This window comes from Pseudomonas sp. p99-361 (assembly GCF_003935475.1).
Classification (GTDB): Bacteria; Pseudomonadota; Gammaproteobacteria; order Pseudomonadales; family Pseudomonadaceae; genus Aquipseudomonas; species Aquipseudomonas juntendi.
Window position 1 is genome coordinate 27,722 of the sequence record NZ_RHQO01000023.1, and the last position, 23,600, is coordinate 51,321.

The 23,600-nt window shown below is 63.1% G+C and carries 24 protein-coding genes; 12 read left to right on the plus strand and 12 right to left on the minus strand.

Annotation, left to right across the window (positions count from 1 at the left end):
• Positions 1 to 144 precede the first annotated feature (144 nt).
• Complete coding sequence (gene sutA, locus EGJ22_RS12655) at positions 145 to 474, plus strand: transcriptional regulator SutA (RefSeq protein ID WP_009681644.1); 330 nt, start codon at positions 145 to 147, stop codon at positions 472 to 474.
• 163 nt (positions 475 to 637) lie between these two features.
• Here sutA and EGJ22_RS12660 read toward each other — a convergent pair whose 3' ends face one another.
• The 6 genes from EGJ22_RS12660 to EGJ22_RS12685 are packed head-to-tail and all read right to left on the minus strand — an operon-like array spanning position 638 to position 5,258.
• Positions 638 to 1,333 (minus strand): HAD family hydrolase, encoded by a 696-nt coding sequence (locus tag EGJ22_RS12660; protein ID WP_064314325.1) that lies wholly within the window; start codon positions 1,331 to 1,333, stop codon positions 638 to 640.
• Positions 1,330 to 2,229, minus strand: a complete 900-nt coding sequence (xerC, locus tag EGJ22_RS12665) for a tyrosine recombinase XerC (RefSeq protein ID WP_029887576.1) — start codon at positions 2,227 to 2,229, stop codon at positions 1,330 to 1,332. The genes EGJ22_RS12660 and xerC overlap by 4 nt, the downstream gene beginning before the upstream one ends.
• The gene (locus EGJ22_RS12670; protein ID WP_009681647.1) at positions 2,229 to 2,939 is read right to left on the minus strand and encodes a DUF484 family protein; all 711 of its coding nucleotides are present in this window, start codon (positions 2,937 to 2,939) and stop codon (positions 2,229 to 2,231) included. The genes xerC and EGJ22_RS12670 overlap by 1 nt, the downstream gene beginning before the upstream one ends.
• A gap of 13 nt (positions 2,940 to 2,952) precedes the next feature.
• Positions 2,953 to 3,783 carry a diaminopimelate epimerase gene (dapF, locus tag EGJ22_RS12675; RefSeq protein ID WP_009681648.1) on the minus strand — a complete coding sequence of 277 codons (831 nt, stop codon included), beginning with the start codon at positions 3,781 to 3,783 and terminating at the stop codon, positions 2,953 to 2,955.
• A gap of 4 nt (positions 3,784 to 3,787) precedes the next feature.
• Positions 3,788 to 5,035 carry a diaminopimelate decarboxylase gene (lysA, locus tag EGJ22_RS12680; RefSeq protein WP_029887575.1) on the minus strand — a complete coding sequence of 416 codons (1,248 nt, stop codon included), beginning with the start codon at positions 5,033 to 5,035 and terminating at the stop codon, positions 3,788 to 3,790.
• A gap of 10 nt (positions 5,036 to 5,045) precedes the next feature.
• On the minus strand, positions 5,046 to 5,258 hold the full coding sequence (locus EGJ22_RS12685; RefSeq protein ID WP_009681650.1) for a lipoprotein: 213 nt from the start codon (positions 5,256 to 5,258) through the stop codon (positions 5,046 to 5,048).
• A gap of 250 nt (positions 5,259 to 5,508) precedes the next feature.
• On the opposite strand from EGJ22_RS12685, the gene cyaY reads away from it, so the two are divergent.
• The 3 genes from cyaY (at position 5,509) to rnk (ending at position 6,624) form a co-directional block, all read left to right on the plus strand.
• Entirely contained in the window at positions 5,509 to 5,841 is a 333-nt protein-coding gene (cyaY, locus tag EGJ22_RS12690; RefSeq protein WP_029887574.1) for an iron donor protein CyaY, read from the plus strand.
• Position 5,842: 1 nt separating this feature from the next.
• On the plus strand, positions 5,843 to 6,067 hold the full coding sequence (locus EGJ22_RS12695) for a DUF1289 domain-containing protein (protein ID WP_009681652.1): 225 nt from the start codon (positions 5,843 to 5,845) through the stop codon (positions 6,065 to 6,067).
• Positions 6,068 to 6,213: 146 nt separating this feature from the next.
• The gene (gene rnk, locus EGJ22_RS12700; RefSeq protein WP_029887573.1) at positions 6,214 to 6,624 is read left to right on the plus strand and encodes a nucleoside diphosphate kinase regulator; all 411 of its coding nucleotides are present in this window, start codon (positions 6,214 to 6,216) and stop codon (positions 6,622 to 6,624) included.
• A 39-nt stretch (positions 6,625 to 6,663) separates the two neighbouring features.
• On the opposite strand, the gene EGJ22_RS12705 is transcribed toward rnk, so the two are convergent.
• Positions 6,664 to 9,513, minus strand: a complete 2,850-nt coding sequence (locus EGJ22_RS12705) for a class I adenylate cyclase (RefSeq protein WP_029887572.1) — start codon at positions 9,511 to 9,513, stop codon at positions 6,664 to 6,666.
• A gap of 168 nt (positions 9,514 to 9,681) precedes the next feature.
• Between EGJ22_RS12705 and EGJ22_RS12710 the strand changes: the two genes are divergently transcribed.
• Positions 9,682 to 10,134: a YaiI/YqxD family protein gene (locus EGJ22_RS12710; protein WP_064314324.1), complete on the plus strand. Its 453-nt coding sequence runs from the start codon at positions 9,682 to 9,684 to the stop codon at positions 10,132 to 10,134.
• Between the two features lie 194 nt (positions 10,135 to 10,328).
• On the opposite strand, the gene elbB is transcribed toward EGJ22_RS12710, so the two are convergent.
• A complete protein-coding gene (gene elbB, locus EGJ22_RS12715) occupies positions 10,329 to 10,988 on the minus strand; it encodes an isoprenoid biosynthesis glyoxalase ElbB (protein ID WP_029886226.1) in 660 nt (219 codons plus the stop codon).
• A 187-nt stretch (positions 10,989 to 11,175) separates the two neighbouring features.
• Positions 11,176 to 11,778, minus strand: a complete 603-nt coding sequence (locus tag EGJ22_RS12720; protein ID WP_009681657.1) for a DedA family protein — start codon at positions 11,776 to 11,778, stop codon at positions 11,176 to 11,178.
• A 211-nt stretch (positions 11,779 to 11,989) separates the two neighbouring features.
• Here EGJ22_RS12720 and ppk1 point away from each other — a divergent pair, with 211 nt between their 5' ends.
• Positions 11,990 to 14,239, plus strand: coding sequence for a polyphosphate kinase 1 (gene ppk1 / locus EGJ22_RS12725; RefSeq protein WP_029886227.1), 2,250 nt, complete (start codon positions 11,990 to 11,992; stop codon positions 14,237 to 14,239).
• Here the strand turns inward: ppk1 and ppx are convergent.
• Complete coding sequence (gene ppx, locus EGJ22_RS12730; RefSeq protein WP_029886228.1) at positions 14,226 to 15,728, minus strand: exopolyphosphatase; 1,503 nt, start codon at positions 15,726 to 15,728, stop codon at positions 14,226 to 14,228. The two genes, ppk1 and ppx, sit on opposite strands and share 14 nt — an antisense overlap.
• A gap of 242 nt (positions 15,729 to 15,970) precedes the next feature.
• Between ppx and trxA the strand changes: the two genes are divergently transcribed.
• The 5 genes from trxA to EGJ22_RS12755 all read left to right on the plus strand — a co-directional run bounded on the left by trxA (position 15,971) and on the right by EGJ22_RS12755 (position 21,322).
• Entirely contained in the window at positions 15,971 to 16,300 is a 330-nt protein-coding gene (trxA, locus tag EGJ22_RS12735) for a thioredoxin TrxA (protein ID WP_009684153.1), read from the plus strand.
• A gap of 226 nt (positions 16,301 to 16,526) precedes the next feature.
• On the plus strand, positions 16,527 to 17,786 hold the full coding sequence (gene rho / locus EGJ22_RS12740) for a transcription termination factor Rho (RefSeq protein ID WP_029886229.1): 1,260 nt from the start codon (positions 16,527 to 16,529) through the stop codon (positions 17,784 to 17,786).
• A gap of 205 nt (positions 17,787 to 17,991) precedes the next feature.
• Positions 17,992 to 19,458: a 4-hydroxy-3-polyprenylbenzoate decarboxylase gene (ubiD, locus tag EGJ22_RS12745; RefSeq protein WP_009684150.1), complete on the plus strand. Its 1,467-nt coding sequence runs from the start codon at positions 17,992 to 17,994 to the stop codon at positions 19,456 to 19,458.
• Positions 19,458 to 20,426: a CDP-6-deoxy-delta-3,4-glucoseen reductase gene (locus tag EGJ22_RS12750; RefSeq protein WP_009684149.1), complete on the plus strand. Its 969-nt coding sequence runs from the start codon at positions 19,458 to 19,460 to the stop codon at positions 20,424 to 20,426. The genes ubiD and EGJ22_RS12750 overlap by 1 nt, the downstream gene beginning before the upstream one ends.
• Before the next feature lie 245 nt (positions 20,427 to 20,671).
• Positions 20,672 to 21,322, plus strand: a complete 651-nt coding sequence (locus tag EGJ22_RS12755) for a gamma-glutamylcyclotransferase (protein WP_029886230.1) — start codon at positions 20,672 to 20,674, stop codon at positions 21,320 to 21,322.
• Positions 21,323 to 21,441: 119 nt separating this feature from the next.
• Here EGJ22_RS12755 and EGJ22_RS12760 read toward each other — a convergent pair whose 3' ends face one another.
• On the minus strand, positions 21,442 to 22,419 hold the full coding sequence (locus EGJ22_RS12760) for an NADPH:quinone oxidoreductase family protein (protein WP_009684147.1): 978 nt from the start codon (positions 22,417 to 22,419) through the stop codon (positions 21,442 to 21,444).
• A 169-nt stretch (positions 22,420 to 22,588) separates the two neighbouring features.
• Here EGJ22_RS12760 and EGJ22_RS12765 point away from each other — a divergent pair, with 169 nt between their 5' ends.
• Positions 22,589 to 22,993 (plus strand): flagellar basal body-associated protein FliL, encoded by a 405-nt coding sequence (locus EGJ22_RS12765; protein ID WP_009684146.1) that lies wholly within the window; start codon positions 22,589 to 22,591, stop codon positions 22,991 to 22,993.
• A gap of 22 nt (positions 22,994 to 23,015) precedes the next feature.
• Here the strand turns inward: EGJ22_RS12765 and EGJ22_RS12770 are convergent, their stop codons facing one another.
• Complete coding sequence (locus EGJ22_RS12770) at positions 23,016 to 23,465, minus strand: EVE domain-containing protein (protein WP_029886231.1); 450 nt, start codon at positions 23,463 to 23,465, stop codon at positions 23,016 to 23,018.
• Between the last annotated feature and the right edge of the window lie 135 nt (positions 23,466 to 23,600).

A 23,600-nucleotide genomic window follows, 5' to 3' on the forward strand; every position in this document is an offset into this window, starting at 1 on the left:
TGCTGGGTACCGCCTCCCATCAGGAGCGCCGGCCCCAAGGGCAGTGGCCTAACCCACGGCCAGTTGAATTTTCACTGGTAGCTGCCGGTCTACGGCTGCACTGGTCTATAACTAACCTGCTTTTCGCAAGTCATGAGGTAGAACATGAGCGACGACGATCTGGAAAATGATGACCTCGAAGTAGGTGACGAAGACGAGGGCGATGAAGGCCTCGAAGCGGCGGCTGATGACGGCGTCGAAGACGCTGGTGATGACGACAGCAGCCCGGCACCCGCTGCCAAGGGCAAATCCAAGGCGGCAGTCTCGGTAGACGAGATGCCGAGCATGGAAGCCAAGCAGAAAGAGCGTGATGCACTGGCCAAGGCGATGGAAGAATTTCTGTCGCGCGGTGGCAAGGTGCAGGAAGTCGAGGCCAACGTGGTCGCCGACCCGCCCAAGAAGCCGGACAACAAGTACGGCAGCCGCCCTATCTGAGTGGCTGATCGTCAAGAAGCCCGCCGTCGCTGCGGGCTTTTTTGTGCCTGTGCCGGCCGCTTCGCGGGCACGCCCGCGCCCACAGGTTCACCACAGGTCTTGGGACCTGCACGGTCCCTGTGGGAGCGGGCGTGCCCGCGAATGGGCCGCAAAGCGGCCCCTGTCAGCGCCAGCGCGCGAGCACGTCGGGCAGCTGCGACAGGCGCCGGATCTCGGCATCCGGGGCCTGCTCGCCCGCCCAAGCCTTGCCCTGCGGGTTGAACCACACCGCGCGCAGCCCGGCGCGCTGGGCACCGGCAATGTCGTCAGCCGGGTGATCACCAATGTGCACCGCCGCACCGGCGTCCACCTCGCCACGCCGCAAGGCCTCCAAAAACGGCGCCGGGTCCGGCTTGCCAATGCCCAGGTCCTCGGCACACAGGGCGAAGCGGAAGTAATCCGCCAGCCCCAGCCGGCTGACGTCGGCATTGCCATTGGTGACAACGCCCAGGGTGTACTGATGCCGCAGGATCTCCAGCACTGGCTGCACCTCGGGGAAGATCTGCACCTGGTGGCGAGCATGCAGGAACACCTCGAAGCCTTCATTGGCCAGGTCCTGTGCGTGTTTCTCGCTGTAGCCGACTTCTTCCAGGGCATGGAACAGTACCCGCCGGCGCAGGGCACTGATGCGGTGCTTCAGGCCGGGCTCGGCCTGCACCAGGCGTTCGCGGATGGCGAACAGGTGTTCCACCGGCACCCCGCCCAGGAGGGGGGCGTTGGCTTCGAGCCAGTCGCGCAGCACGACTTCCGCACTGGCAATCACTGGCGCGGTGTCCCACAGGGTGTCGTCGAGGTCGAAGGTGATCAGCTTGATGCTCATGAGTCTGTGCCTTTGCTGCGTTTGGCCCGGGGGTGGGCGCTGTCGTACACCGCCGCCAGGTGCTGGAAGTCCAGATGGGTATAGATTTGCGTGGTGCTGATGTCGGCATGGCCGAGCATCTCTTGCACTGCGCGCAGGTCCTGGGACGATTCCAGCACATGGCTGGCGAAGGAATGGCGGAGCATGTGCGGGTGCAGGTGTTGGCCCAGTTCACGTTCACCCACGGCCTTGACCCGCTGCTGTACGGTACGGGGGCTGATGCGGTTGCCCTGGCGGGTAATGAACACGGCGCGGTCGCGCGGGTTGCCGATGCCGCGCAAACGGTACCATTCCTTCAGCGCTTCGCGGGCCTTGCGGCCGACCGGTAGCACCCGCGCCTTGCCGCCTTTGCCCAGTACCTGCACCAGGCCGGCGGCAAGGTCCAGGTGATCCAGGTCGAGGTTGGTCAGCTCAGACAGGCGCAGGCCCGAGGAATAGAACAGCTCCATCATGGCCTGGTCACGGCGGGCAATGAAGTCGTCGTCCACGCCGCCATCGAGTAGCTGCAGCGCACGGTCGGTGTCCAGCACCTTGGGTAGCTTGCGCTCGCCCTTGGGGGCACTCAAGCCGGCGGCAGGGTCGTGCTGGCACAGGCCTTCGCGGTTCAGGTAACGGTACAGGCCGCGTACAGCGGACAGCAGCCGCGCCAGGCTGCGCGAGGCCTGACCATGGTGATGCAGGCGGGCGACCAGCTGACGCAACTGCTGAATCTGCAGCGCTTGCCAGTCGGCAATACCGTGCTCCTTGCAATAGGCAATGACCTTGTCCAGGTCGCGACGGTAGCCCAGCAAGGTGTGCTCCGACACCTGGCGCTCACTGCGCAGGTGTGCGCAATAAGCCTCCAGCTGGCGTTCCATCAGCGTACCGAACGCAGGGTCTGGGTCACCCGTGGCACGACACGGCCGAGCACTTCGGCGATGTAGCCGAGGAACAACGTGCCGACGCTGCTCTTGTAGTGTTGCGGGTCTCGGCTACCGATTGCCAGCACCCCATGCAACCCCTGGTACTCCAGCGCGGCCACGGCGCTGGAGCCGACCTCGCGGCGCTGTTCCTCGCCGAACAGGAAGGCCAGTTCATGTTCGCGCAGGTTGCCGCTGACCGTCTTGCCACCGCCCAACAGGGCACCGATGGCCTGTTGGGCCTCGGCATTGCTGACCCAGCGCCCCACGGGGGCAACGTTGTCACCGAACAGGATCAGGCTGACAAAGGGCACCTGAAACTCCTGGCGCAGGCTGTCTTCGACGGCCATGACCACTTCTTCCAGGCTACCGGCATCAAGCAGGTCGAGGATCAGCCGGCGCGTCTTGTCGAACAGCCGGTCGTTGTCACGGGCCACGTCCATCAGTTGTGACAGGCGGTGGCGCATCTCGATGTTGCGGTCGCGCAGCAGCTTGAGCTGGCGCTCGACCAGCGACACGCTGTCGCCACGCTGGTGCGGAATACGCTGTTCGATCAGCAACTCGTCGTGCTCGCTGAAGAAGGTAGGGTGGGCGCGCAGGTAGGCGACCACCGCCTCGGCATCGAGCTCGGCGGACTGCTGGGGTACAACCTTGGGCTGATCGGTCATGGCGGTTACTCGCTTAGAGACGAACCTGTCCTTCGTAGACGCGTACGGCCGGGCCGGTCATCACCACGGGCTTGCCGGGGCCGGCCCATTCGATGTGCAGGCGGCCACCTGGCAGGTCGAGGGATACCGGGGAGTCCATCCAGCCCTGGCTGATCGCCGCCACGGCGGCGGCGCAGGCGCCGGTGCCGCAGGCCTGGGTTTCGCCCGCGCCGCGTTCCCACACGCGCAGGTTGGCCCGGTGGCGGTCGATGACCTGAAGGAAGCCAGCATTCACCCGTTGGGGGAAGCGTGGGTGGTTTTCGATCTTCGGGCCCAGTTCATGCACGGGGGCAGTACGCACGTCGTCGACACGCAGCACGGCATGCGGGTTACCCATGGACACGGCGGCAATCGAATGCAATTGGCCGTCGACTTCCAGTGGGTAGTTCAGCGCCTGCGCGTCGGCGACGAAGGGGATTTCGGCAGGGGTGAAGCGCGGTGGGCCCATGTCGACACTCACCTGGCCGTCGTTTTGCACGTCCAGCACGATGATGCCGCTCTTGGTTTCCACGCGAATGCGTTTTTTCGCGGTCAGGCGCTTGTCCAGCACGAAACGGGCGAAGCAGCGCGCACCGTTGCCGCACTGCTCCACTTCGGAGCCGTCGGCATTGAAGATACGGTAGCGGAAGTCCACTTCCGGGTTGTTCGGCGCCTCGACGATCAGCAACTGGTCGAAGCCGATGCCGGTGTGACGGTCACCCCATTGCTTGGCGTGCTTGGGCTGGATGTGGGCGTGCTGGCTGACCAGGTCCAGGACCATGAAGTCGTTGCCCAGCCCATGCATCTTGGTAAAACGCAGTAGCATGGGCTTACTCCGGCAGCAGGCTTTCGCCAGCGTACAGTTCGGCGATGGTCTCGCGGCGGCGTACTTCGAACGCCTGGTCACCGTCAACCAGGATTTCGGCGCATCTACCACGGGTGTTGTAGTTGGAACTCATGACAAAACCATAGGCGCCCGCCGACTCGACAGCCAGCAAATCACCTTCGGCCAGGTCGAGGACGCGGTCCTTGCCGAGGAAGTCGCCGGTCTCGCAGATCGGCCCGACCAGGTCATAGGCACGGCCTTCACCGCCACGCGGCTTGACCGCACTGACGCCCATCCAGGCCTGGTACAAGGCCGGGCGGATCAGGTCGTTCATCGCCGCATCGATGATGGCGAAGTCCTTGTGCTCGGTGTGCTTGAGGTATTCCACGCGGGTCAGCAACACGCCGGCATTGGCCACGATATAGCGGCCAGGCTCGAACACCAGGGCCAGGTCGCGGTCGCCAACGCGCTCGCGGATGGCCTTGATGTACTCGGCCACCAACGGCGGCTGTTCGTCACGGTAGCGGACCCCGACCCCGCCGCCCAGGTCCAGATGGCGCAGGTGAATGCCGCACTCGGCCAGGCGGTCGACCAGCACCAGCAGGCGGTCGAGCGCGTCGAGGAACGGGTCGATGGTGATCAGCTGGGAGCCGATGTGGCAGTCGACACCGACCACTTCAAGGTTCGGCAACTGCGCCGCACGCACGTAGATGGCTTCGGCGTCGGCAATGGCGATGCCGAACTTGTTTTCTTTAAGGCCAGTGGAGATGTAAGGGTGGGTACCGGCGTCCACGTCCGGGTTGACCCGCAGCGATACCGGGGCAACCTTGCCCATTTCGGCGGCCACCACCTGCAGGCGCTCCAGCTCGTCAGTGGACTCCACGTTGAAGCAGTGCACACCCACTTCCAGGGCGCGGCGCATGTCTTCGCGGGTTTTCCCCACGCCGGAGAACACCACGCGGTCGGCGCGGCCACCGGCCGCCAGCACACGCTCCAGCTCGCCGCCGGAGACAATGTCGAAACCTGCACCCAGGCGTGCCAGCACGTTCAGCACGCCGAGGTTGGAGTTGGCCTTGACCGCAAAGCACACCAGGTGCTCGGCGCCTTGCAGGGCGTCGGTGTAGCTGCGGTACTGGGCCTCGATGTGAGCGCGCGAGTACACGTAGGTAGGCGTGCCATGGCGTTCGGCGATGGCCGACAGGGCTACACCCTCCGCGAACAGCTCGCCGTCGCGGTAGTTGAAAGCGTTCATCTGGTTTCCTTTACTGCGCAGGCGACTGCTCGGGCTCGGACTCGGGCGCTGGCGGCTGCTCCTGGACCGCGGTCGGCTTGGCTTTCGACGAGTGCTGGTGCGACTTGTGCGCTTTAGCGTTATCGCCGTCGTCCGGCAGATACAGCGGGCCTTTCTGGCCGCAGGCCGAAACGAGGCAGGCAACAGCGACCAGCGCCGCGAAGGAGGAAATCAGGCGCTTCATGGGTGAAATCCTTAGAAAATGCAGTATTGCGCCCGAGTATACCGAGCGACCGGCGGCTTGCCTATGCAAGGGCCGGTCCGCCGGGCGGGCAGCAGACGCGGCAAGCTTCAAGCTTCAAGCGGCAAGAAAAAGCGATCGGGTGTAGGCTGGGCTTTTTCTTGCGGCTTGTAGCTAGCAGCTTGCGGCTGGCGCGTTGCGCCCGTATCTTCCCCGGCTTGCCTGTAATGCCGCCAATTTCGAGGTTCCTGCAATGAGTTTGAGTGAAGCGCGTTTCCACGATCTGGTCGACGCGACCCAACAGGCCCTGGAAGACCTGTTCGACGAGAGCGGCCTGGACCTGGACATGGAGAATTCCGCTGGCGTGCTCACCGTCAAGTTCGAAGGCGGCGCTCAGCTGATCTTCAGCCGTCAGGAGCCGCTGCGCCAACTGTGGCTGGCTGACCGTTCCGGTGGTTTCCACTTCGACTACGACGAAGAGAGTAATAAGTGGGTCTGCGAAAAGAGCGAAGAGCTGCTGGGCGAAATGCTCGAGCGCATCGTCTGGGAGCGGGCTGGCGAGAAGCTGGACTTCGACGAGATCTGACATGAGCAGCGCCCAGCCACGGCCACCCAAGCCGTTGTACAGCAACGTCAGCCCCGCGGTGCCATCACCCTGCATCAGCGTCTGCCGGCTCGACGAGCAGCGTGTCTGCACCGGTTGCCACCGGCATGTCGAGCATATTCGCGAGTGGCGCTCGGCCGATGACGAGCGGCGCCGGCAGATCTGCCGCGAGGCACAGGTCCTGCGTGCGCAGGCAAAGGCACACTGACCGCAGGGGCTTGAGTATTTGCCCGTCTGTGGTAGTGTCGGGTTCTGCGTCGATGACGCCAAAGCCTTTTCAAACCCCGCCCTTGGGCGGGGTTTTGCTTTATCTGTGCATTGAAAATTGCCTGTTCAAAGGAGTCTGACTGGATCATGAGCACCAAGCCTTCCCTTATCCTCACCCGATTGGACGTACAGCGTCTGGAGCGTCTGATCGAGAGCCTCGACGAGAGTACGCCGGGTGTGTTCGCCCTGCAGGAGGAGTTGGACCGTGCCGCACAGGTCGTCGGTCATGAGGAAGTACCCGCAGGCGTGGTGACCATGAACTCGCGCATGCACTGCCGTGAGGAAGCCAGCGGCAAGGACTACCACCTGACCCTGGTGTACCCGAAGGATGCCGGGGCGGAAGGCAAGGTTTCGGTGCTGGCGCCAATTGGCTGCGCTTTGCTGGGGTTGTCGGTGGGTGAACAGATCGACTGGCCGGCGCCGGGGGGCAAAACCCTCAAGCTGAAACTGCTGGAAGTCGAGTACCAGCCTGAAGCGGCGGGTGATTTCGACCTCTGAGGCCTGGGCCGCCATGCGGCCCATGTTGGAGCAGCCCGGTCATTGGCACAGCACCTGCTCCAACCCCTCGTTCAATGCCTGCTCCAGCACCCGCTTGTAGCTCAGGTAAACCTGCGTTGCCCCCAGCCGGTCATCCAGCAGCTCGGACAAGTCCAGGTCGGTGATATAGCACCGGTACTTCCCGGCCCCGCGCCGCTGGCCAATGATCTGCCGCGCCACTACCGCATACAGCTGCGGCCCATGCTCCAGCTCGGAAAACTCCTGCTGGTCGCAGTACAGTGTCACATGCGCAGCACCCCCTACACCGGCCTGGATGATGGCCTGCACTTCATAGTAAGGCTGGTCACTGCCCTCCTGCGGCGCCACGCGCGGTTCGATGCTGCGGGCCTTGCCCGGGCCGCCAGGCAGTAGCTGCGCGTACTGGATATCCAGGGCCGCCTGCCCAAGGTCATCCAGCGGCAGGCGAGCCTCGCGGCGCATCACCACCGAGCGCAAAAAGCGCTGCAGCGGCAACAGCAGGTGCGCCTCGTCATGCAGCGGCAGGCGTTGTTGCCATAACGCGTTGCATTCATCCAGCACATACAGCTCGGCCCATTCGTCCTGCAGGCGGTAGAACACCTGAATGCACGCCGGTCGACCCTGCTCCAGCACCAGGCGCAGGTCGTGATCTTGCAGGGCGTTGGCGTCCAGGTACAACGGGCTGTAGACGCTGCGTTCTTCGCCCAGGTAGGCCAGCAGGGCATCGTGCTCGGCCAGGGTGCTCAGGCTGACATGCCCCGGTTGCAGTTCCAGCACATGGGTGTGCTGGGCAACCTGTAGCAGGTAGCGGTGCTGCAGGCCCTGGGCTTGCAACAGCTGCACGGTGTCGAAGATCTCTTCCACCCGTTGGCTGATGGCCTGTGCGCGGCTCGGGCAGAAGCAATGCACCCGTACCCGCGGCCGGTGGCCATGCGCCACTGGGCTGTTGAGAAAGTCACGCAGGCAGCGCACCAGCGCGTGTTCGCCGTCAAAGCGCTGAACCAGCACTTCGTTCCAGCTGTTCAGGGTGACCTGGTCCAAGGTCAGTACCAGGTTCTCCCGCACCCCGGCATAGCTCAGTGAGTCGGTGCGCTCGGTGGTCATCAGGATGTTCAGGTCGCGGTGATGGCGCAGTGGGTCGATGGCCACGTTGACCAGTAGCAGCACTTCATCGGCAACGCTGGGTTGCAGCAGGCGCACCTCACTCACGGTCGGCAAGGGCAGGGGGATGCATTGCTGCAGGCAACCGAGCAGGTTGGCCAGCTCGAACTCGCTCAGGTCACTGACACCCGGGTGCAGCGCCAAGCGCGTGCCGCTGTCGATGACCCCGTTGCGATGGGCCCAGGCCAGCAGCTCCAGCAGCTCGCGGCAGCGTTTTATCGGGTTGAAGTACTCGACGTCGTGAGAGTTCAGGTTGCCGCTGTACAGTTCCCAGTGGTAGTTACCTGGTTCCTTGCGGTTAGGTAACTGAACCAGGGTGAGGGTGTCTTCGGCGAGGTCCGGGGCGATACCCGGGTTGATCACCTCGACCTTGCCGGCACGGCGCTCGAAGGCTGCATACAGGCGCCTGCCCAGCACGTTGAGGTCGCGTTGGTCGGCGCGGCTGCTGGCGTTTCGCGTGCGTGCGAACTGGCCAAGGAAGCGATAGCTGTGGTTCAGCTCGGCCACCAGTTCGCGGCGCTCCACGGCAACCTGCTGGACTTTCCATTGGCTGCGGCTGTCCAGTATCGCCAGCTGCCGCTCATCCCACCCCCACTGGTCAGCCAGGCGCTGAAGCAAACGGCGCTGCCAGCCATTGCTACGGTTCTGGTCGCTGAGCTTCTTGTTCACCTTCAGGTACAGGCTGCGCCGTACCCGTTCCAGGCGCACAGGCTCGCCCTTTTGCAGCAGGTAGCGTTCGATGCGCCGGTAGACCATGACATACGGGTCCAGCTCGTCCAGGTCCAGCTGGTTGGCGAACACTGCCTGCTTGTAGTCCAGGCTCAGGCAGCGCACGCCAGGGTATTCACTGGCGTAGGCCTCGGTCAGCAGCAGTTTGAGCAGCGACTTGTAGGGTGAGTCGATGCCTTTGAACAGTTGCCACAGGCCGGCACCAATGAACTCGCCGGGCGGAATGTGCGCCAGGTTGCCCAGGTCGAGCACATCCTGGCTGCGGATAAAACGCTTGGCCAGCAGGGTCTGGGTATAGGCCTGGTAATTGCCTTCTTCGTACACCGGCACCAGCCACCACAGCGGCGTACGCCCGGCCAGCCACACGGTTGTGCGGTAGAACTCGTCCAGCAGCAGGTAATGCTGGGTAGTCCCGCAATTGTCTGAGCCAAGCTGACCATCACGCTGGCCCTGGGCAAACCCTTGGGTGTCGATCAGGAAAAAGTGTGCCTCTGCGCCCAGGCTGGCCGCCCAGGTTTCCAGCAGTTGGCACTTGCGGCGCAGCTCTTCGAGCAACGGCTCGGGCAAGCCGGGGGCGTGGCATACCCATACGTCCATGTCGCTGTGCTCGGCCTGCGCCAGCGAGCCCAGGCTGCCCATCAGGAACAGGCCGTGTATCGGCCGTGGCGGGTTGCCGTGCTGGGCCTTGTAGGTGAATGAGCGGGCCAGGCGCTGGGCTTCTGCGACCAGCTCGCTACCGGGCTCATAGCCCGAGACGCCTGCGGGGGTGCTGCCCGAGACGTAACCCGGCAATAGCGGGTGGTTCACGTGAAACAGCAAGGGCAACAGCAGCAGCACTTGTTGCTGACGTGTCGACAGGCCCTCCATTGCCCGCTGCAGCCGAGCCTGGTTCAAGTGCAGGAAACGCGCGCGCAGTGTCGCCAGGACTTTGCGGTCGATGCCTTGGTCCAGGTCGGGGCGGATTTCGTGGGGGTGGTTCATTGCGCGCTCGGGCAGGCCAGTGAAGCTGTGGCGAGTTTAGCCTGAGTAACAGGGGCGGATAAGCGCTAATTGGAATATTGGCGCCATTTTTCCAGCGCGCCGGCCGGTTCCGGCTTTTGCCGTGCATGAGGCATCATGAGCACATTGAGCTGATGAAGAGATTATCCGATGCGTGTATGGATCGATGCCGATGCCTGCCCCAAGGCAGCCAAGGATCTGATCGTCAAGTTCGCCCTCAAGCGCAAGTTCGAGGTGGTGATGGTGGCGGGCCAGGCAGTGGCCAGGCCTGCGTTTGCGATCGTGCGGTTGATCGTGGTGCCCAGTGGCATGGATGCGGCCGACGATTATCTGGTCGAGCATGCCGTGCCGGGCGAGCTGGTGATCTGTAGTGACGTGCCGTTGGCCGACCGCCTGGTCAGGAAGGGCGTGGCGGTACTGGACCCACGCGGGCGCGAGTTCGACGAGCGCAACATGGGTGATCGGCTGGCCGCGCGCAACCTGTTTACCGATTTGCGCGAGCAGGGCCAGGTCGGGGGAGGGCAGGCGGCTTATGGGGAGCGCGACAAGCAGGCGTTCGCCAATGCGCTGGACCGGATCATTTCGCGACTATCGAGGGCCTGAAGTGTAACGCGGCCCTTTTGTGGGAGCGGCCTTGTGTCGCGAAAGGGGCGCGAAGCGGCCCCGGCAATTTAGGCGGCGAAGCTCAAATCCTGGGGCCGCTTCGCGCCCCTTTCGCGACACAAGGCCGCTCCCACATTGATCGGCGTACGCAGGCCTTTGACCGCGCCGGATTCTGGGCTGCGCGTAGGCGGGCCTTACTCGTGGGTCAGCTCCAGCACCCGGTCCACCAGCTTGTAGATGCCACCAGCCGCCTCGCTGATCGACTTGGCCTCCATGTAAGCCGGGGTCGTCACCAGCTTGCGTTGGGTATCTTCGACAATGTCGTGCACGTCGCATTCTTCATGGGTGCCGCCCATCTTCACCACTGCCGCCGCAGTATCCGCGTCGCTGCCAATGGTGCAGACCACCCCCGGCCCGTAGATCTTCGCCGCCAGTGCCGGCGAAATGCAGATCAGGCCAACCGGCTTGCAGGCAGCGGCAAAGGCTTCGGCCAGGGCCAGCACGTCTGGGTTGACGCTGCAGTTGGCGCCTTCCACGGCGAAGTTGGACAGGTTCTTCGCCGCCCCAAAGCCACCCGGCACGATCAGCGCATCGTAGTCTTGGGCCTTGGCCTCGCGGATGTCCTTGACCTCGCCCCGGGCAATGCGCGCCGATTCCACCAGCACGTTGCGCGACTCGGGCATCTCCTCGCCGGTCAGGTGGTTGATCACATGCATCTGCGCAATGTTCGGCGCGAAGCACTGCACTTGCGCGCCGCGCTGGTCCAGGCGCAGCAGGGTGATCACGCTTTCGTGAATTTCGGCGCCGTCGTACACGCCACAGCCGGAAAGAACCACCGCTACTTTTTTAGTCATCTTTGAAGCTCCAGTGTTGTGTCGCGCCTGGGAGATCGAGCGCTGCCTGCGCGGCGCATCGCGAGCTGGCGCTCGCCGGGTTGGTTTTCAGGGCCAGTCATGCTTGTGACAGGCGCGCGGCTGCCTTGTTCGTCCGGCAACCCGACACGCTGTGTGCAACCCGATGCGCCGCACTGGCGCCTCGGGGTCACTGCTGGTCGCGCTGTTCGCCCGCCGCCTGGGCGGCGGCCTTGCGCTCTGCGCGCAGGGCACGGAAGCGACGGCGCAGCCACAACAGCACGCCCAGCCCCAGCAGGGCGGCCAACACCCATAGTTCGTACCGCTTGACGTTGCCCAGCAGGCCTTCGAGGATGGCGCCGAAGTGATAGGCCGCCGCACCCAGGGCAATGGCCCAGATCGCTGCGCCAATGCCGTTCAGCAGCAGGTAGCGGCGTGGCGGATAGCCCGACAGGCCAATGGCCACGGGCATGACCGTGCGCAGGCCGTAGACGAAGCGGAAACTCAGTACCCAGATGTCGGGGTGGCGGCGAATGTGGGCCAGCGCCCGGTCGCCCATCGCCTGCCAGCGCGGCTTGCGGGCCAGAATCTTGCGGCCGTGGCGCCGGCCCATGAAATACCACAACTGGTCGCCGGCATAGCTGCCGAAGAACGCCACCAGGCACACCAGGTTGATGTCCATGTAACCGCGGAATGCAAGGAATCCTGCAAGCACCAGGATGGTCTCGCCTTCGAAGAAGGTGCCTAGAAAAAGGGCAAAGTAGCCGAAATCCTGCAGGAATTGTTGAAGCATTTTCTGAGGTGCTGGCGAAATGAACGCGCAGCCTACCCCTTCGCGGGCATTCGGGAAAGTGTCCAAATGTGTCTCCACATGAACAATTCCTACACCACATTGCCATACCCACGCGTCATGGCTTGCCCTGCCATGTCACACAGGCGTCATAATGGGCGCTTATCTTGCCGCTCAATCGATGATAGGGCGTTAACGTCCTCAGGAACGTCAGATGAATAATGAAGTGCTTAGCCCTGTCGCGATCAAGGATGCCCAGGAGCTCCCCGAAGAGATGCTGCAGACCCCGCCAGACCTGCCGCCGGCCACCGCGCCGGAAGCCGGGCAGGCGGCCGAGCCTGCCGCCCCGGTGCCTGCGCCGCCGCCGGCCCCGGCAATCGTGGTGCCTGGCCTGGACGACAGCAGCCTGTACATTCATCGCGAACTCTCGCAGTTGCAGTTCAATATTCGTGTGCTGGAGCAGGCGCTGGACGAGAGCTACCCACTGCTGGAGCGGCTCAAGTTCCTGCTGATCTTCTCCAGCAACCTTGACGAGTTCTTTGAAATCCGGGTGGCCGGCCTCAAGAAGCAGATCAATTTTGCCCGCGAACTGGCCGGCGCCGACGGCCTGCAGCCGCACCAGGCACTGGCGCGCATCAGCGAGCTGGTGCACCTGGAAGTCGACCGGCAATACGCCATTCTCAACGACGTGCTGCTGCCGGAGCTGGAAAAACACCAGATCCGCTTCATTCGCCGCCGTTACTGGACACCCAAGCTCAAGACCTGGGTGCGCCGCTACTTCCGCGACGAAATCGCCCCGATCATCACCCCCATCGGCCTCGACCCGACCCACCCGTTCCCGCTGCTGGTGAACAAGAGCCTGAACTTCATCGTCGAGCTGGAAGGGGTGGACGCGTTCGGCCGTGATTCGGGCCTGGCGATCATCCCTGCCCCCCGCCTGCTGCCGCGGGTGATTCGCGTGCCGGAAGAAGTCGGTGGCCCGGGTGCCAACTATGTGTTCCTGTCGTCGATGATCCACGCGCATGCCGACGACCTGTTCCAGGGCATGAAGGTCAAGGGTTGCTACCAGTTCCGCCTTACCCGTAACGCCGACCTGGCACTGGACTCCGAAGAGGTTGACGACCTGGCCCGCGCCTTGCGCGGCGAGCTGTTCTCGCGCCGCTACGGCGATGCCGTGCGCCTGGAGGTCGCCGACACGTGCCCGAAACACCTGTCGGACTACCTGCTCAAGCAGTTCAGCCTCAGCGAAAGCGAGCTGTACCAGGTCAATGGCCCGGTCAACCTCACGCGCCTGTTCAGCATCACCGGCCTGGACAGCCACCCGGAGCTGCAATACACGCCGTTCACGCCGGCGATCCCCAAGCTGCTGCAGAACGCCGACAACATCTTCAGCGTGATCGGCAAGCAGGACATCCTGCTGATGCACCCATTCGAGTCCTTCACCCCGGTGATCGACCTGCTGCGCCAGGCCGCCAAAGACCCGCACGTGCTCGCCGTGCGCCAGACCCTTTACCGCTCCGGGGCCAACTCGGAAATCGTCGATGCCCTGGTGGATGCAGCGCGAAACGGCAAGGAGGTCACCGCGGTGATCGAACTGCGTGCGCGTTTCGACGAAGAGTCCAACCTGCAGATGGCCAGCCGCCTGCAAGCGGCAGGTGCGGTGGTGATCTACGGTGTGGTCGGTTTCAAGACCCACGCCAAGATGATGCTGATCCTGCGCCGCGAGCACGGCGAGATCGTGCGCTACGCCCACCTGGGTACCGGCAACTACCACGCCGGTAACGCTCGCCTGTACACCGACTACAGCCTGCTGACCTCAGACGACGCCCTCACCGAGGACGTTGGCAAGCTGTTCAGCCAGCTGATCGGCATGGGCAAGACCCTGCGCATGAAAAAGCTGCTGCACGCGCCGTTTACCCTGAAGAAGGGCATGCTCGACATGATCGCGCGGGAAACCCAGTTCGCCCTCGACGGCAAGCCGGCGCACATCATCGCCAAGTTCAACTCGCTGACCGACGCCAAGGTGATCAAGGCGCTGTACAAGGCCAGCCAGTCTGGCGTGAAGATCGACCTGGTGGTGCGTGGCATGTGCTGCCTGCGCCCAGGTATTCCGGGGGTTTCGCACAATATCCAGGTGCGCTCGATCATCGGTCGCTTCCTGGAGCACACGCGGGTGTTCTACTTCCTCAATGGCGGCGAAGAGCAAATCTACCTGTCCAGCGCCGACTGGATGGAGCGCAACCTCGACAAGCGTGTCGAGACCTGCTTCCCGGTTGAAGGCAAGAAGCTGTTGCTGCGGGTGAAGAAAGAGCTGGAAGGCTACCTGACCGACAACACCCATGCCTGGACCTTGCAGCCCGACGGGCGCTACGTGCGCAGCACCCCAACCGGTAACCAGAACCCGCGCAGCGTTCAGGCGACCCTGCTGGAGCGCCTGAGCAACCCGGTCCTCAACGTACGCTGAGGACGAAGCCGACCCGGGTCAGCCACTCCGCCTCGTTGGCGAAGTCGGCCTGGGTCAGTTGGTTCTGTTCCAGCCAGCCTTCAGGGAAAGCGATGTCGAGGCTTTCACCGGCAGCCTTGAGCTGGACCTTCGGCATCTGCTGGTTGCCACGGATGTGGTGGAACAGGATGGCGAAGCGCAGCAGCACGCACAGGCGCAGCAGTTTCACGCCTTCCTCGCCCAGTTCGGCAAACTTGTCCTTGGGAATGTTGCGGCGGTGGCCGCGTACCAGCAGGGCCATCATCTGCTGGTCTTCGCGCGAGAAGCCCGCCAGGTCGGAGTGTTCGATCAGGTAGGCGCCATGCTTGTGATAGTGGTAGTGGGCGATATCCAGGCCGATTTCATGCACTTTGGCTGCCCAGCCGAGCAGATCGCGCCAATTTCCATCCTTCAACCCCCATGCATCCGCGACCTGGTCGAAGGCGTGCAACGCCTTGCGCTCGACGCGCGCTGCCTGGCCCTGGTCGACGTGGTAACGCTCCATCAGTGAGTTCAGGGTGCGTTCGCGCACATCTTCATGGTGGTGGCGGCCCAGCAGGTCGAACAGCACGCCTTCGCGCAGCGCGCCGTCGCAATGGTCCATGCGCTGCAGTTCCAGGGCATCGAAGATGGCTTCCAGAATCGCCAGGCCGGCAGGGAAGATGGTACGGCGGTCCGGCTTGATGCCTTCGAAGTCGATCTTGTCGACGTCGCCCAGCTTGAACAGCTTGCGCTTGACCCAGGCCAGGCCCTCGGCGTTGACCTCGCCGTTGCCCAGGCCGCCGTCCTTGATGGCGGCAGCGATGGCGCGGATGGTTCCGGACGAACCGATGGCCTCGTCCCAGGTCAGGCGGTGCAGGGCGTTTTCGATGCTCATCAGCTCCAGGCGCGCGGCGGTGTAGGCCTGGGCGTAGCGGGCCGGGGTGATCTTGCCGTCGCGGAAGTAGCGCTGGGTGAAGCTGACGCAACCCATTTGCAGGCTTTCGCGCAGCAGCGGCTCGAAGCGCTGGCCAATGATGAACTCGGTGCTGCCGCCGCCGATGTCGGCGACCAGGCGCTTGCCGGGGGTGTCGGCCAAGGTGTGGGACACACCCAGGTAGATCAGGCGCGCCTCTTCGCGGCCGGAGATGACCTCGACCGGGTGCCCGAGGATGGCTTCGGCACGCTGGATGAATTCGTTGCGGTTGCGCGCTTCGCGCAGGGCATTGGTACCGACGATGCGCACCGAGCCAGCCGGCATGCCGTGGATCAGTTGGGAAAAGCGCTTGAGGCAGTCCAGGCCCCGCTCCATCGCCTCTTCACTGAGCTTGCGCTCTTCGTCGATGCCGGCGGCAAGCTGAACCTTCTCGCCGAGCCGCTCGAGGATGCGGATTTCGGTATGGTGGGCCTTGGCCACGACCATGTGGAAACTGTTGGAGCCAAGGTCGATGGCGGCGATCAGAGACAGGTTCTTCGCGATGTTGTGCGGCATGCTGTGTGTTCTCGGTCGTTAACCCGGCAATCGTGCCACGATAGCAGGCTGTCGCCAACGCGTGCCACGCCAGGCCTTGATGCAAGGCAATGTGCCATTCGATGCTATGACACGCAGATGACAGTTTCGATTCGTGGCGTCTTGCCCAACTATAGTTACACTCAATCGACCGCAGCTTCCTGTAGAGCGTGGGTGCGGCTATCATGGGCCACGTTTTTTTGCTTACGACCCTGGAGATATCCATGAGCAGCGATCTGATCAAACATGTCACCGATGCCACCTTCGAAGCCGAAGTCCTGCAGGCTCAAGGCCCGGTGCTGGTCGACTACTGGGCTGAATGGTGCGGCCCGTGCAAGATGATCGCGCCGGTACTGGACGACATCGCCTCCACCTACGAGGGCAAGCTGACCGTCGCCAAGCTGAACATCGACGATAACCAGGAAACCCCGGCCAAGCATGGCGTGCGTGGCATCCCGACGCTGATGCTGTTCAAGAACGGCAACGTCGAGGCCACCAAGGTGGGCGCGCTGTCCAAATCCCAGCTGGCCGCGTTCCTCGACGCCCACCTGTGATGTGAAAAGGCCCCGCGAATGCGGGGCTTTTCTTTTTCAGAGCACTAGACGCAGAAAAAAGCAAGTGTTACATTCGGCCTCGCACTGCTTCTCCAGTGCCTTCTACATGCCGTCGCCGAAGCATCCCCAATTCGAATCAGTACGCGATCCTGTCGCCATCTAGCGGCGCGGCTTCATTAAGCCAAAGCTTAATTCTCCCTTCTTACATGATTACGTCATTCCCCTTATGAACCTGACTGAACTCAAGCAAAAGCCGATTACCGATCTTTTGGAAATGGCCGAACAGATGGGCATCGAAAACATGGCCCGTTCGCGCAAACAGGACGTGATTTTCGCCCTGCTGAAAAAGCACGCGAAAAGCGGCGAAGAGATCTCCGGTGATGGCGTGCTGGAGATTCTCCAGGATGGTTTCGGTTTTCTGCGTTCGGCTGATGCGTCCTACCTGGCCGGCCCTGACGATATCTACGTCTCGCCCAGCCAGATCCGCCGTTTCAACCTGCGCACCGGCGACACCATCGTCGGCAAGATCCGCCCACCGAAAGAAGGGGAGCGTTACTTCGCGCTGCTGAAGGTCGACACCATCAACTTCGACCGCCCGGAAAACGCCAAGAACAAGATCCTGTTCGAAAACCTGACGCCGCTGTTCCCGAACAAGCGCCTGAAGATGGAAGCCGGCAACGGTTCCACCGAGGACTTGACCGGCCGCGTCATCGACTTGTGCGCCCCGATCGGCAAGGGCCAGCGCGGCCTGATCGTTGCTCCGCCAAAAGCGGGCAAGACCATCATGCTGCAGAACATCGCGGCGAACATCACCCGTAATAACCCTGAGTGCCACCTGATCGTCCTGCTGATCGACGAGCGCCCGGAAGAAGTGACCGAAATGCAGCGTACCGTGCGCGGCGAAGTGGTTGCCTCTACCTTCGACGAGCCGCCAGCGCGCCACGTGCAGGTTGCCGAAATGGTGATCGAGAAGGCCAAGCGCCTGGTCGAGCACAAGAAAGACGTGGTGATCCTGCTGGACTCCATCACCCGCCTGGCGCGTGCCTACAACACCGTGATCCCGAGCTCTGGCAAGGTACTGACCGGTGGTGTCGACGCCCACGCCCTGGAAAAGCCGAAGCGCTTCTTCGGTGCGGCACGTAACATCGAGGAAGGCGGTTCGCTGACCATCATCGCCACCGCGCTGGTCGAAACCGGCTCGAAGATGGACGAAGTGATCTACGAAGAGTTCAAGGGCACCGGCAACATGGAGCTGCCGCTGGACCGCCGCATCGCCGAGAAGCGCGTGTTCCCGGCCATCAACATCAACCGCTCCGGTACCCGCCGCGAAGAGCTGCTGACCGCCGACGACGAATTGCAGCGCATGTGGATCCTGCGCAAGCTGCTGCACCCGATGGATGAAATCGCCGCCATCGAATTCCTGGTCGACAAGCTCAAGCAGACGAAGACCAACGACGAGTTCTTCCTGTCGATGAAGCGCAAGTAAGCGTTTCCAGACCGGAACTGAATGGGGCCGCTTCGTGCCCCTTCGCGGGCACGCCCGCTGCCACAGGTTCAGTGTGATCCATGTGGGAGCGGGCGTGCCCGCGAAGGGGCGCGAAGCGGCCCCACTGCATTTTTGCCCCCAAACAAACCCCGAACGGCGCTACACTCTGCACCCCCGACCGATACGGCCAATACGAGGCTCCCGCATGCAGTATCGCGACTTGCGCGACTTCATCCGTGGCCTGGAACAGCGCGGCGAGCTCAAGCGCATCCAGGTTCCGATCTCCCCCGTCCTGGAAATGACCGAGGTCTGCGACCGCACCCTGCGTGCCAAAGGCCCGGCGTTATTGTTCGAAAACCCCACAGGCTTCGACATCCCGGTGCTCGGCAACCTGTTTGGCACCCCGGAGCGCGTGGCCATGGGCATGGGCGCCGAGTCGGTCGATGAACTGCGGGAAATCGGCAAATTGCTGGCGTTTCTCAAGGAGCCCGAGCCGCCGAAGGGCCTGAAGGACGCCTGGTCGAAGCTGCCGATCTTCAAGAAAGTCGTATCGATGGCGCCGAAAGTGGTCAAGGACGCGGTCTGCCAGGAAGTGCTGGTCGAGGGTGACGACGTCGACCTGGGCGCGCTGCCTATCCAGCACTGCTGGCCTGGCGACGTGGCGCCGCTGATCACCTGGGGCCTTACCGTGACCCGCGGGCCGAACAAGGACCGCCAGAACCTGGGTATCTACCGGCAGCAGGTGATCGGCCGCAACAAGGTCATCATGCGTTGGCTCAGCCACCGGGGCGGTGCGCTCGACTACCGCGAATGGTGCGAGAAGAACCCGGGCCAGCCTTTCCCGGTTGCGGTCGCCCTGGGCGCAGACCCGGCAACCATCCTGGGCGCCGTGACGCCGGTACCGGACACCCTCTCCGAATATGCCTTCGCCGGCCTGCTGCGCGGCAACCGCACGGAACTGGTGAAGTGCCGTGGCAGCAACCTGCAGGTGCCGGCCACCGCCGAAATCATCCTGGAAGGCGTGATTCACCCTGGCGAAATGGCCCCCGAGGGCCCGTATGGTGACCATACCGGCTACTACAACGAAGTGGACAGCTTCCCGGTGTTCACCGTCGAGCGCATCACCCACCGGCTCAAGCCGATCTACCACAGCACCTACACCGGTCGCCCGCCTGATGAGCCGGCCATTCTCGGTGTCGCGCTGAACGAAGTGTTCGTGCCGATCCTGCAAAAGCAGTTCCCGGAGATCACCGACTTCTACCTGCCGCCGGAAGGTTGCTCGTACCGCATGGCGGTGGTGACCATGAAGAAGCAGTACCCCGGCCATGCCAAGCGCGTGATGTTGGGTGTATGGTCGTTCCTGCGACAGTTCATGTACACCAAGTTCGTTATTGTCACCGATGACGATATCAACGCCCGGGACTGGAACGATGTGATCTGGGCAATCACCACACGCATGGACCCCAAGCGTGATACGGTGATGATCGACAACACCCCGATCGACTACCTCGACTTCGCGTCGCCGGTTTCGGGGTTGGGGTCGAAGATGGGCCTGGATGCCACGCACAAGTGGCCAGGCGAGACTACACGCGAATGGGGGCGGGTCATCGTCAAGGACGAAGCCGTCACCCGGCGTATCGATGAGCTGTGGGATCAGTTGGGAATAGATTGATGCAGGTAACGTTGCAGCCGTCCGGGGCGGTGCTGGCGCTCGAACCCGGGGAACGGATCCTGGATGGAGCGCGGCGGCTGGGCTATGACTGCCCGAACAGCTGCCGCAATGGCAATTGCCATGTCTGCGCCGCGTTGTTGGTCGAGGGCCGGGTCCGTCAGGACGGCGAAATCCGCGACCATGGCGAGTTGTTCACCTGCATTGCAGAACCGCTGGAGGACTGCGTGTTGCTCTGGGACGGTGTGCTCGCCCTGGGCGAGTTGCCTGTGCGCAAGCTGGCGTGCAGCGTGAGTGAATGCGTTGACGTCGGTGGCGACGTGTGGCGGGTGCGCTTGCGTGCACCGGCGGGCAAACCCCCGCGTTACCACGCCGGGCAGTACCTGATGATCGAGCGTGAGGGCGGCAAGCAGGCGGCCTTCTCGCTGGCGTCTGCGCCGCACGGCGGGCGTGAACTGGAGCTGCACGTACTGGCGCGCGAGCCCAGTGCCCAGCAACTGATCGAGCAGCTCAGGCGCGACGGCCTGGCGCGTATCGAAATGCCGTTTGGCGACACCCACCTGGCCGAGTTGCCCGAGGGCCCGTTGGTATTGATTGCCGCCGGCACCGGCATGGGCCAGATGCACAGCCTGGTCGAGCATTGCCGCGCCAAGGGTTTCCAGTACCCGGTGCACCTGTACTGGGGGGTGCGTCGGCCTGAAGATTTTTACCAGATCGAGCACTGGGACGAATGGCAGCGCCTGCCCAACCTGTACCTGCACCAGGTGGTCAGCGATCTGTGCGGCTGGGAAGGGCGGTGCGGCATGTTGCATGAAGCCGTTTGCGAGGACATTGCCGACCTCAATACTGTGCATGTGTATGCCAGTGGCTCGCCAAACATGATCTACGCCACACTCGACGCCTTGGTCGAAGCCGGCATGGATGCGCACCGCATGCGTGCCGATGTATTTGCCTATGCCCCACGTGGCTAATAACCCAAGTTGGCAAGTCAGGTTATAAGGCGGTAACTGTTACCGCCTTGATTAATAACTTTCCCTGTTGTTGAAACAATCATTTCCAGTCGTCGGCTGCGCGCATGAAACCTGGCTACGAGGGCTTGAGTATTCCTGCGGTTCTGACCTATGGTTAGTGCAAGCGCCTTGGTATAGAGGCCTTGGCGCTTAACCTCATCGAATTTCGCTACATCCGTAGTTCACAGGAATCCTGGCGGCAGCTTATGTCGGCACTTGAAAGCATGTCGTGGAAAGTTTCATATCCACCGACACTCGACTTTGGTCAGCAACATACGCACGAACAGTTGTTCAACTCCATGAAGACGACCATGTCTCGGCACCCGGGTGGGCCGGTGTGGCTGTTTGCCTATGGCTCGTTGATCTGGCGCCCCGAGTGCAATTCGGTGGAGCGCCAGCGCGCACGCGTACATGGTTATCACCGGGGGCTCTACTTGTGGTCGCATGAGCATCGCGGCACCCCGGAAACCCCCGGGCTGGTATTCGGCCTGGACCGTGGCGGGTCCTGCAGTGGCTTTGCCTACCGGCTGGATGAAAGCAACCTGGACGACTCGCTCATGGCCCTGTGGCAACGTGAGATGCCTTACCCGGCCTATCGGCCGCATTGGCTCAACTGCCGGCTGGGCGATGGCACCAAGGTGCAGGCGCTGGGCTTTGTGCTGGAGCGGCATTTACCCTGCTATGCCGGCGATCTGCCGGATACCTTGCTCAGCCATATCCTGGCCAGCGCCAAAGGGCGCTATGGCACCACCCGCGACTATGTCGAACAGACCTTGCAGGCCCTGCGCAGCCACCAGATGCCTGATCGCAACCTGGAGGCGCGGTTCCGCCGTTGCCATCACCTGCGAGAGGTTTGATCAGCCTGTGCCGGCTGTTTCGCGGGCACGCCCGCTCCCACAGGAATCCATGCTTTTTGAACCTGTGGGAGTGGGCGCGGCCGCGAAAAGGCCGGAACGGCAGATGAAGATCTAAAGCCTTACCTGGCCAGCACCACCAACTTACCCACAGCCTGCCGCTGCCCCAGTTTCTCAATGGCAGCCCCGGCCTCGGCCAGTGGATAAGTCTGCGACACCAGCGGCTTCAACTTGCCTTGGGCATGCCAGGCAAACAGCTGCTGGAAGTTGGCCGCATTGTCCTGCGGCTGGCGCTGGGCAAACGCACCCCAGAACACCCCAAGCACCGCCGCGCCTTTGAGCAGCACCAGGTTGGCTGCCAGCTGTGGAATGGTGCCACTGGCGAACCCCACCACCAGCAACCGGCCATTCCAGGCCAGCCCGCGTACCGCCTGCTCGAACAGCTCGCCACCGACCGGGTCATAGATCACGTCGACCCCCTGGCCGTTGGTCAGGCGCTTGATTTCCTCGCGCAGGCTGGCCTGGCTGTAGTCGATCAGTTCATCTGCCCCGGCTGCCTTGGCCACCGCCAGTTTGTCGGCACTGCTGGCGGCCGCGATTACCCGTGCCCCCATGGCCTTGCCGATCTCCACCGCTGCCAGGCCGACGCCACCGGACGCACCCAGCACCAGCAAGGTCTCACCCGCTTGCAACTGGCCGCGCTGGCGCAGGGCATGCATCGAGGTGCCATAGGTCATGCCAAACGCCGCTGCCGTGGTGAAGTCCATGCTCGCCGGGATCGGCAGCACGTTGTAGAACGGCACTGCCACCTGCTCGGCAAACGCCCCCCAGCCGGTCAGCGCCATGACCCGGTCACCGACCTTGAAGGCGCCGGCCTTTTCCCCGACCGCGGCTACCACACCGGCCGCCTCACCACCGGGGGAGAACGGCAGCGGTGGCTGAAACTGGTACTTGCCTTCGATGATCAGCGTGTCAGGAAAGTTGACCCCGGCAGCCTGCACGTCCAGCAGGATTTCGTTGTTCTTCGGCAGTGGGCTGGCGACTTCTTCCAGCACCAGGTTGCCCGCCGGGCCAAGGGTTTTGCACAACACAGCTTTCATTGGGGCTATTCCTTTGCGGGTCGTGGCCGATAAGTGTAGGAGGGCGGTGTACCGGGTCAACGAGCATGGCCCGCCCTGATGGGCAGGCATAAGCGGCGGCGTGAGCCTGGGCTTGGGTTTGCGCGCAGTGCTGGGTAAGCTGGCGCCAATTGGAATGAGGAGCGAATTCGTGAAAGCGTGGATCTTGATGGTACTGGCGCTGTTGCTGCCAACTGCGGCCATGGCCGAAGAAGCCAAGGAGGGTGCCCCCAAGGTTGCCTACATCACCCTGAGCCCGCCCTTTGTCGGCAACTATGCCCTGGATGGCGGCCCCCGCCTGCGGGTGTACAAGGCCGATGTGGCCCTGCGTGTGACCGGTGATGAAGCCGCCAAGGCCGTTCAGCACCACGAACCGCTGATCCGTAACCAGCTGGTGGCGCTGTTCACCCAACAGACTGTCGACAGCATGAGCAATGTCGAGGCCAAGGAGCACCTGCGCCAGGAGGCACTGAAACAGGTGCAGCAGGTGATGGAAGCCGAAGAGGGCAAGCCGATCGTTGAGGACCTGCTGTTCAACAACCTGATCGTGCAGTAAACGGCGCCGCTGGCGCGCGGTTTCAGCGCAACGCGACAATCACCGCCCATTGCTCGGCGGTTACCGGCATGACCGACAGGCGGCTGCCCTTCTGCACCAGCGGCAGTTCGGCCAGGCCGGCCTGCTGCTTCAGCTGGCCCAGCTCCAGTACCCGTGGCAGGGTTTGCACATGCGCCACATCCACTGCGGTCCATGGGTTCTTCTCGGCTGTGGCCTTGGCATCATGGTAAGGGCTTTGCGGGTCCAGGGCAGTCGGGTCGGGGTAAGCCGCACGAATGATTTCGCCAATACCGGCGATGCCAGGCTGCGGGCAGCTGGAATGGTAGAAAAAGAACCTGTCACCCTCGCTCATGGCCCGCAGGAAATTACGCGCCTGGTAATTGCGCACGCCGTCCCAGCGCGCTTCGCCCAGGCGCCCCAGTGCTTCGATGGAGAGTTCGTCGGGCTCGGATTTCATCAGCCAGTAGGCCATGCGTGTCGCTCCTGAAAAGGTTTGTAATAACCTGTTGCACGAAACCGACAGCCGGTTGGCGTCAAGGTTTGCTTGCAGACGCAGGTTGTCGGAAAATGCGCCCCGTTTAATGCGCGATGCTCCGGCGGCACTCAG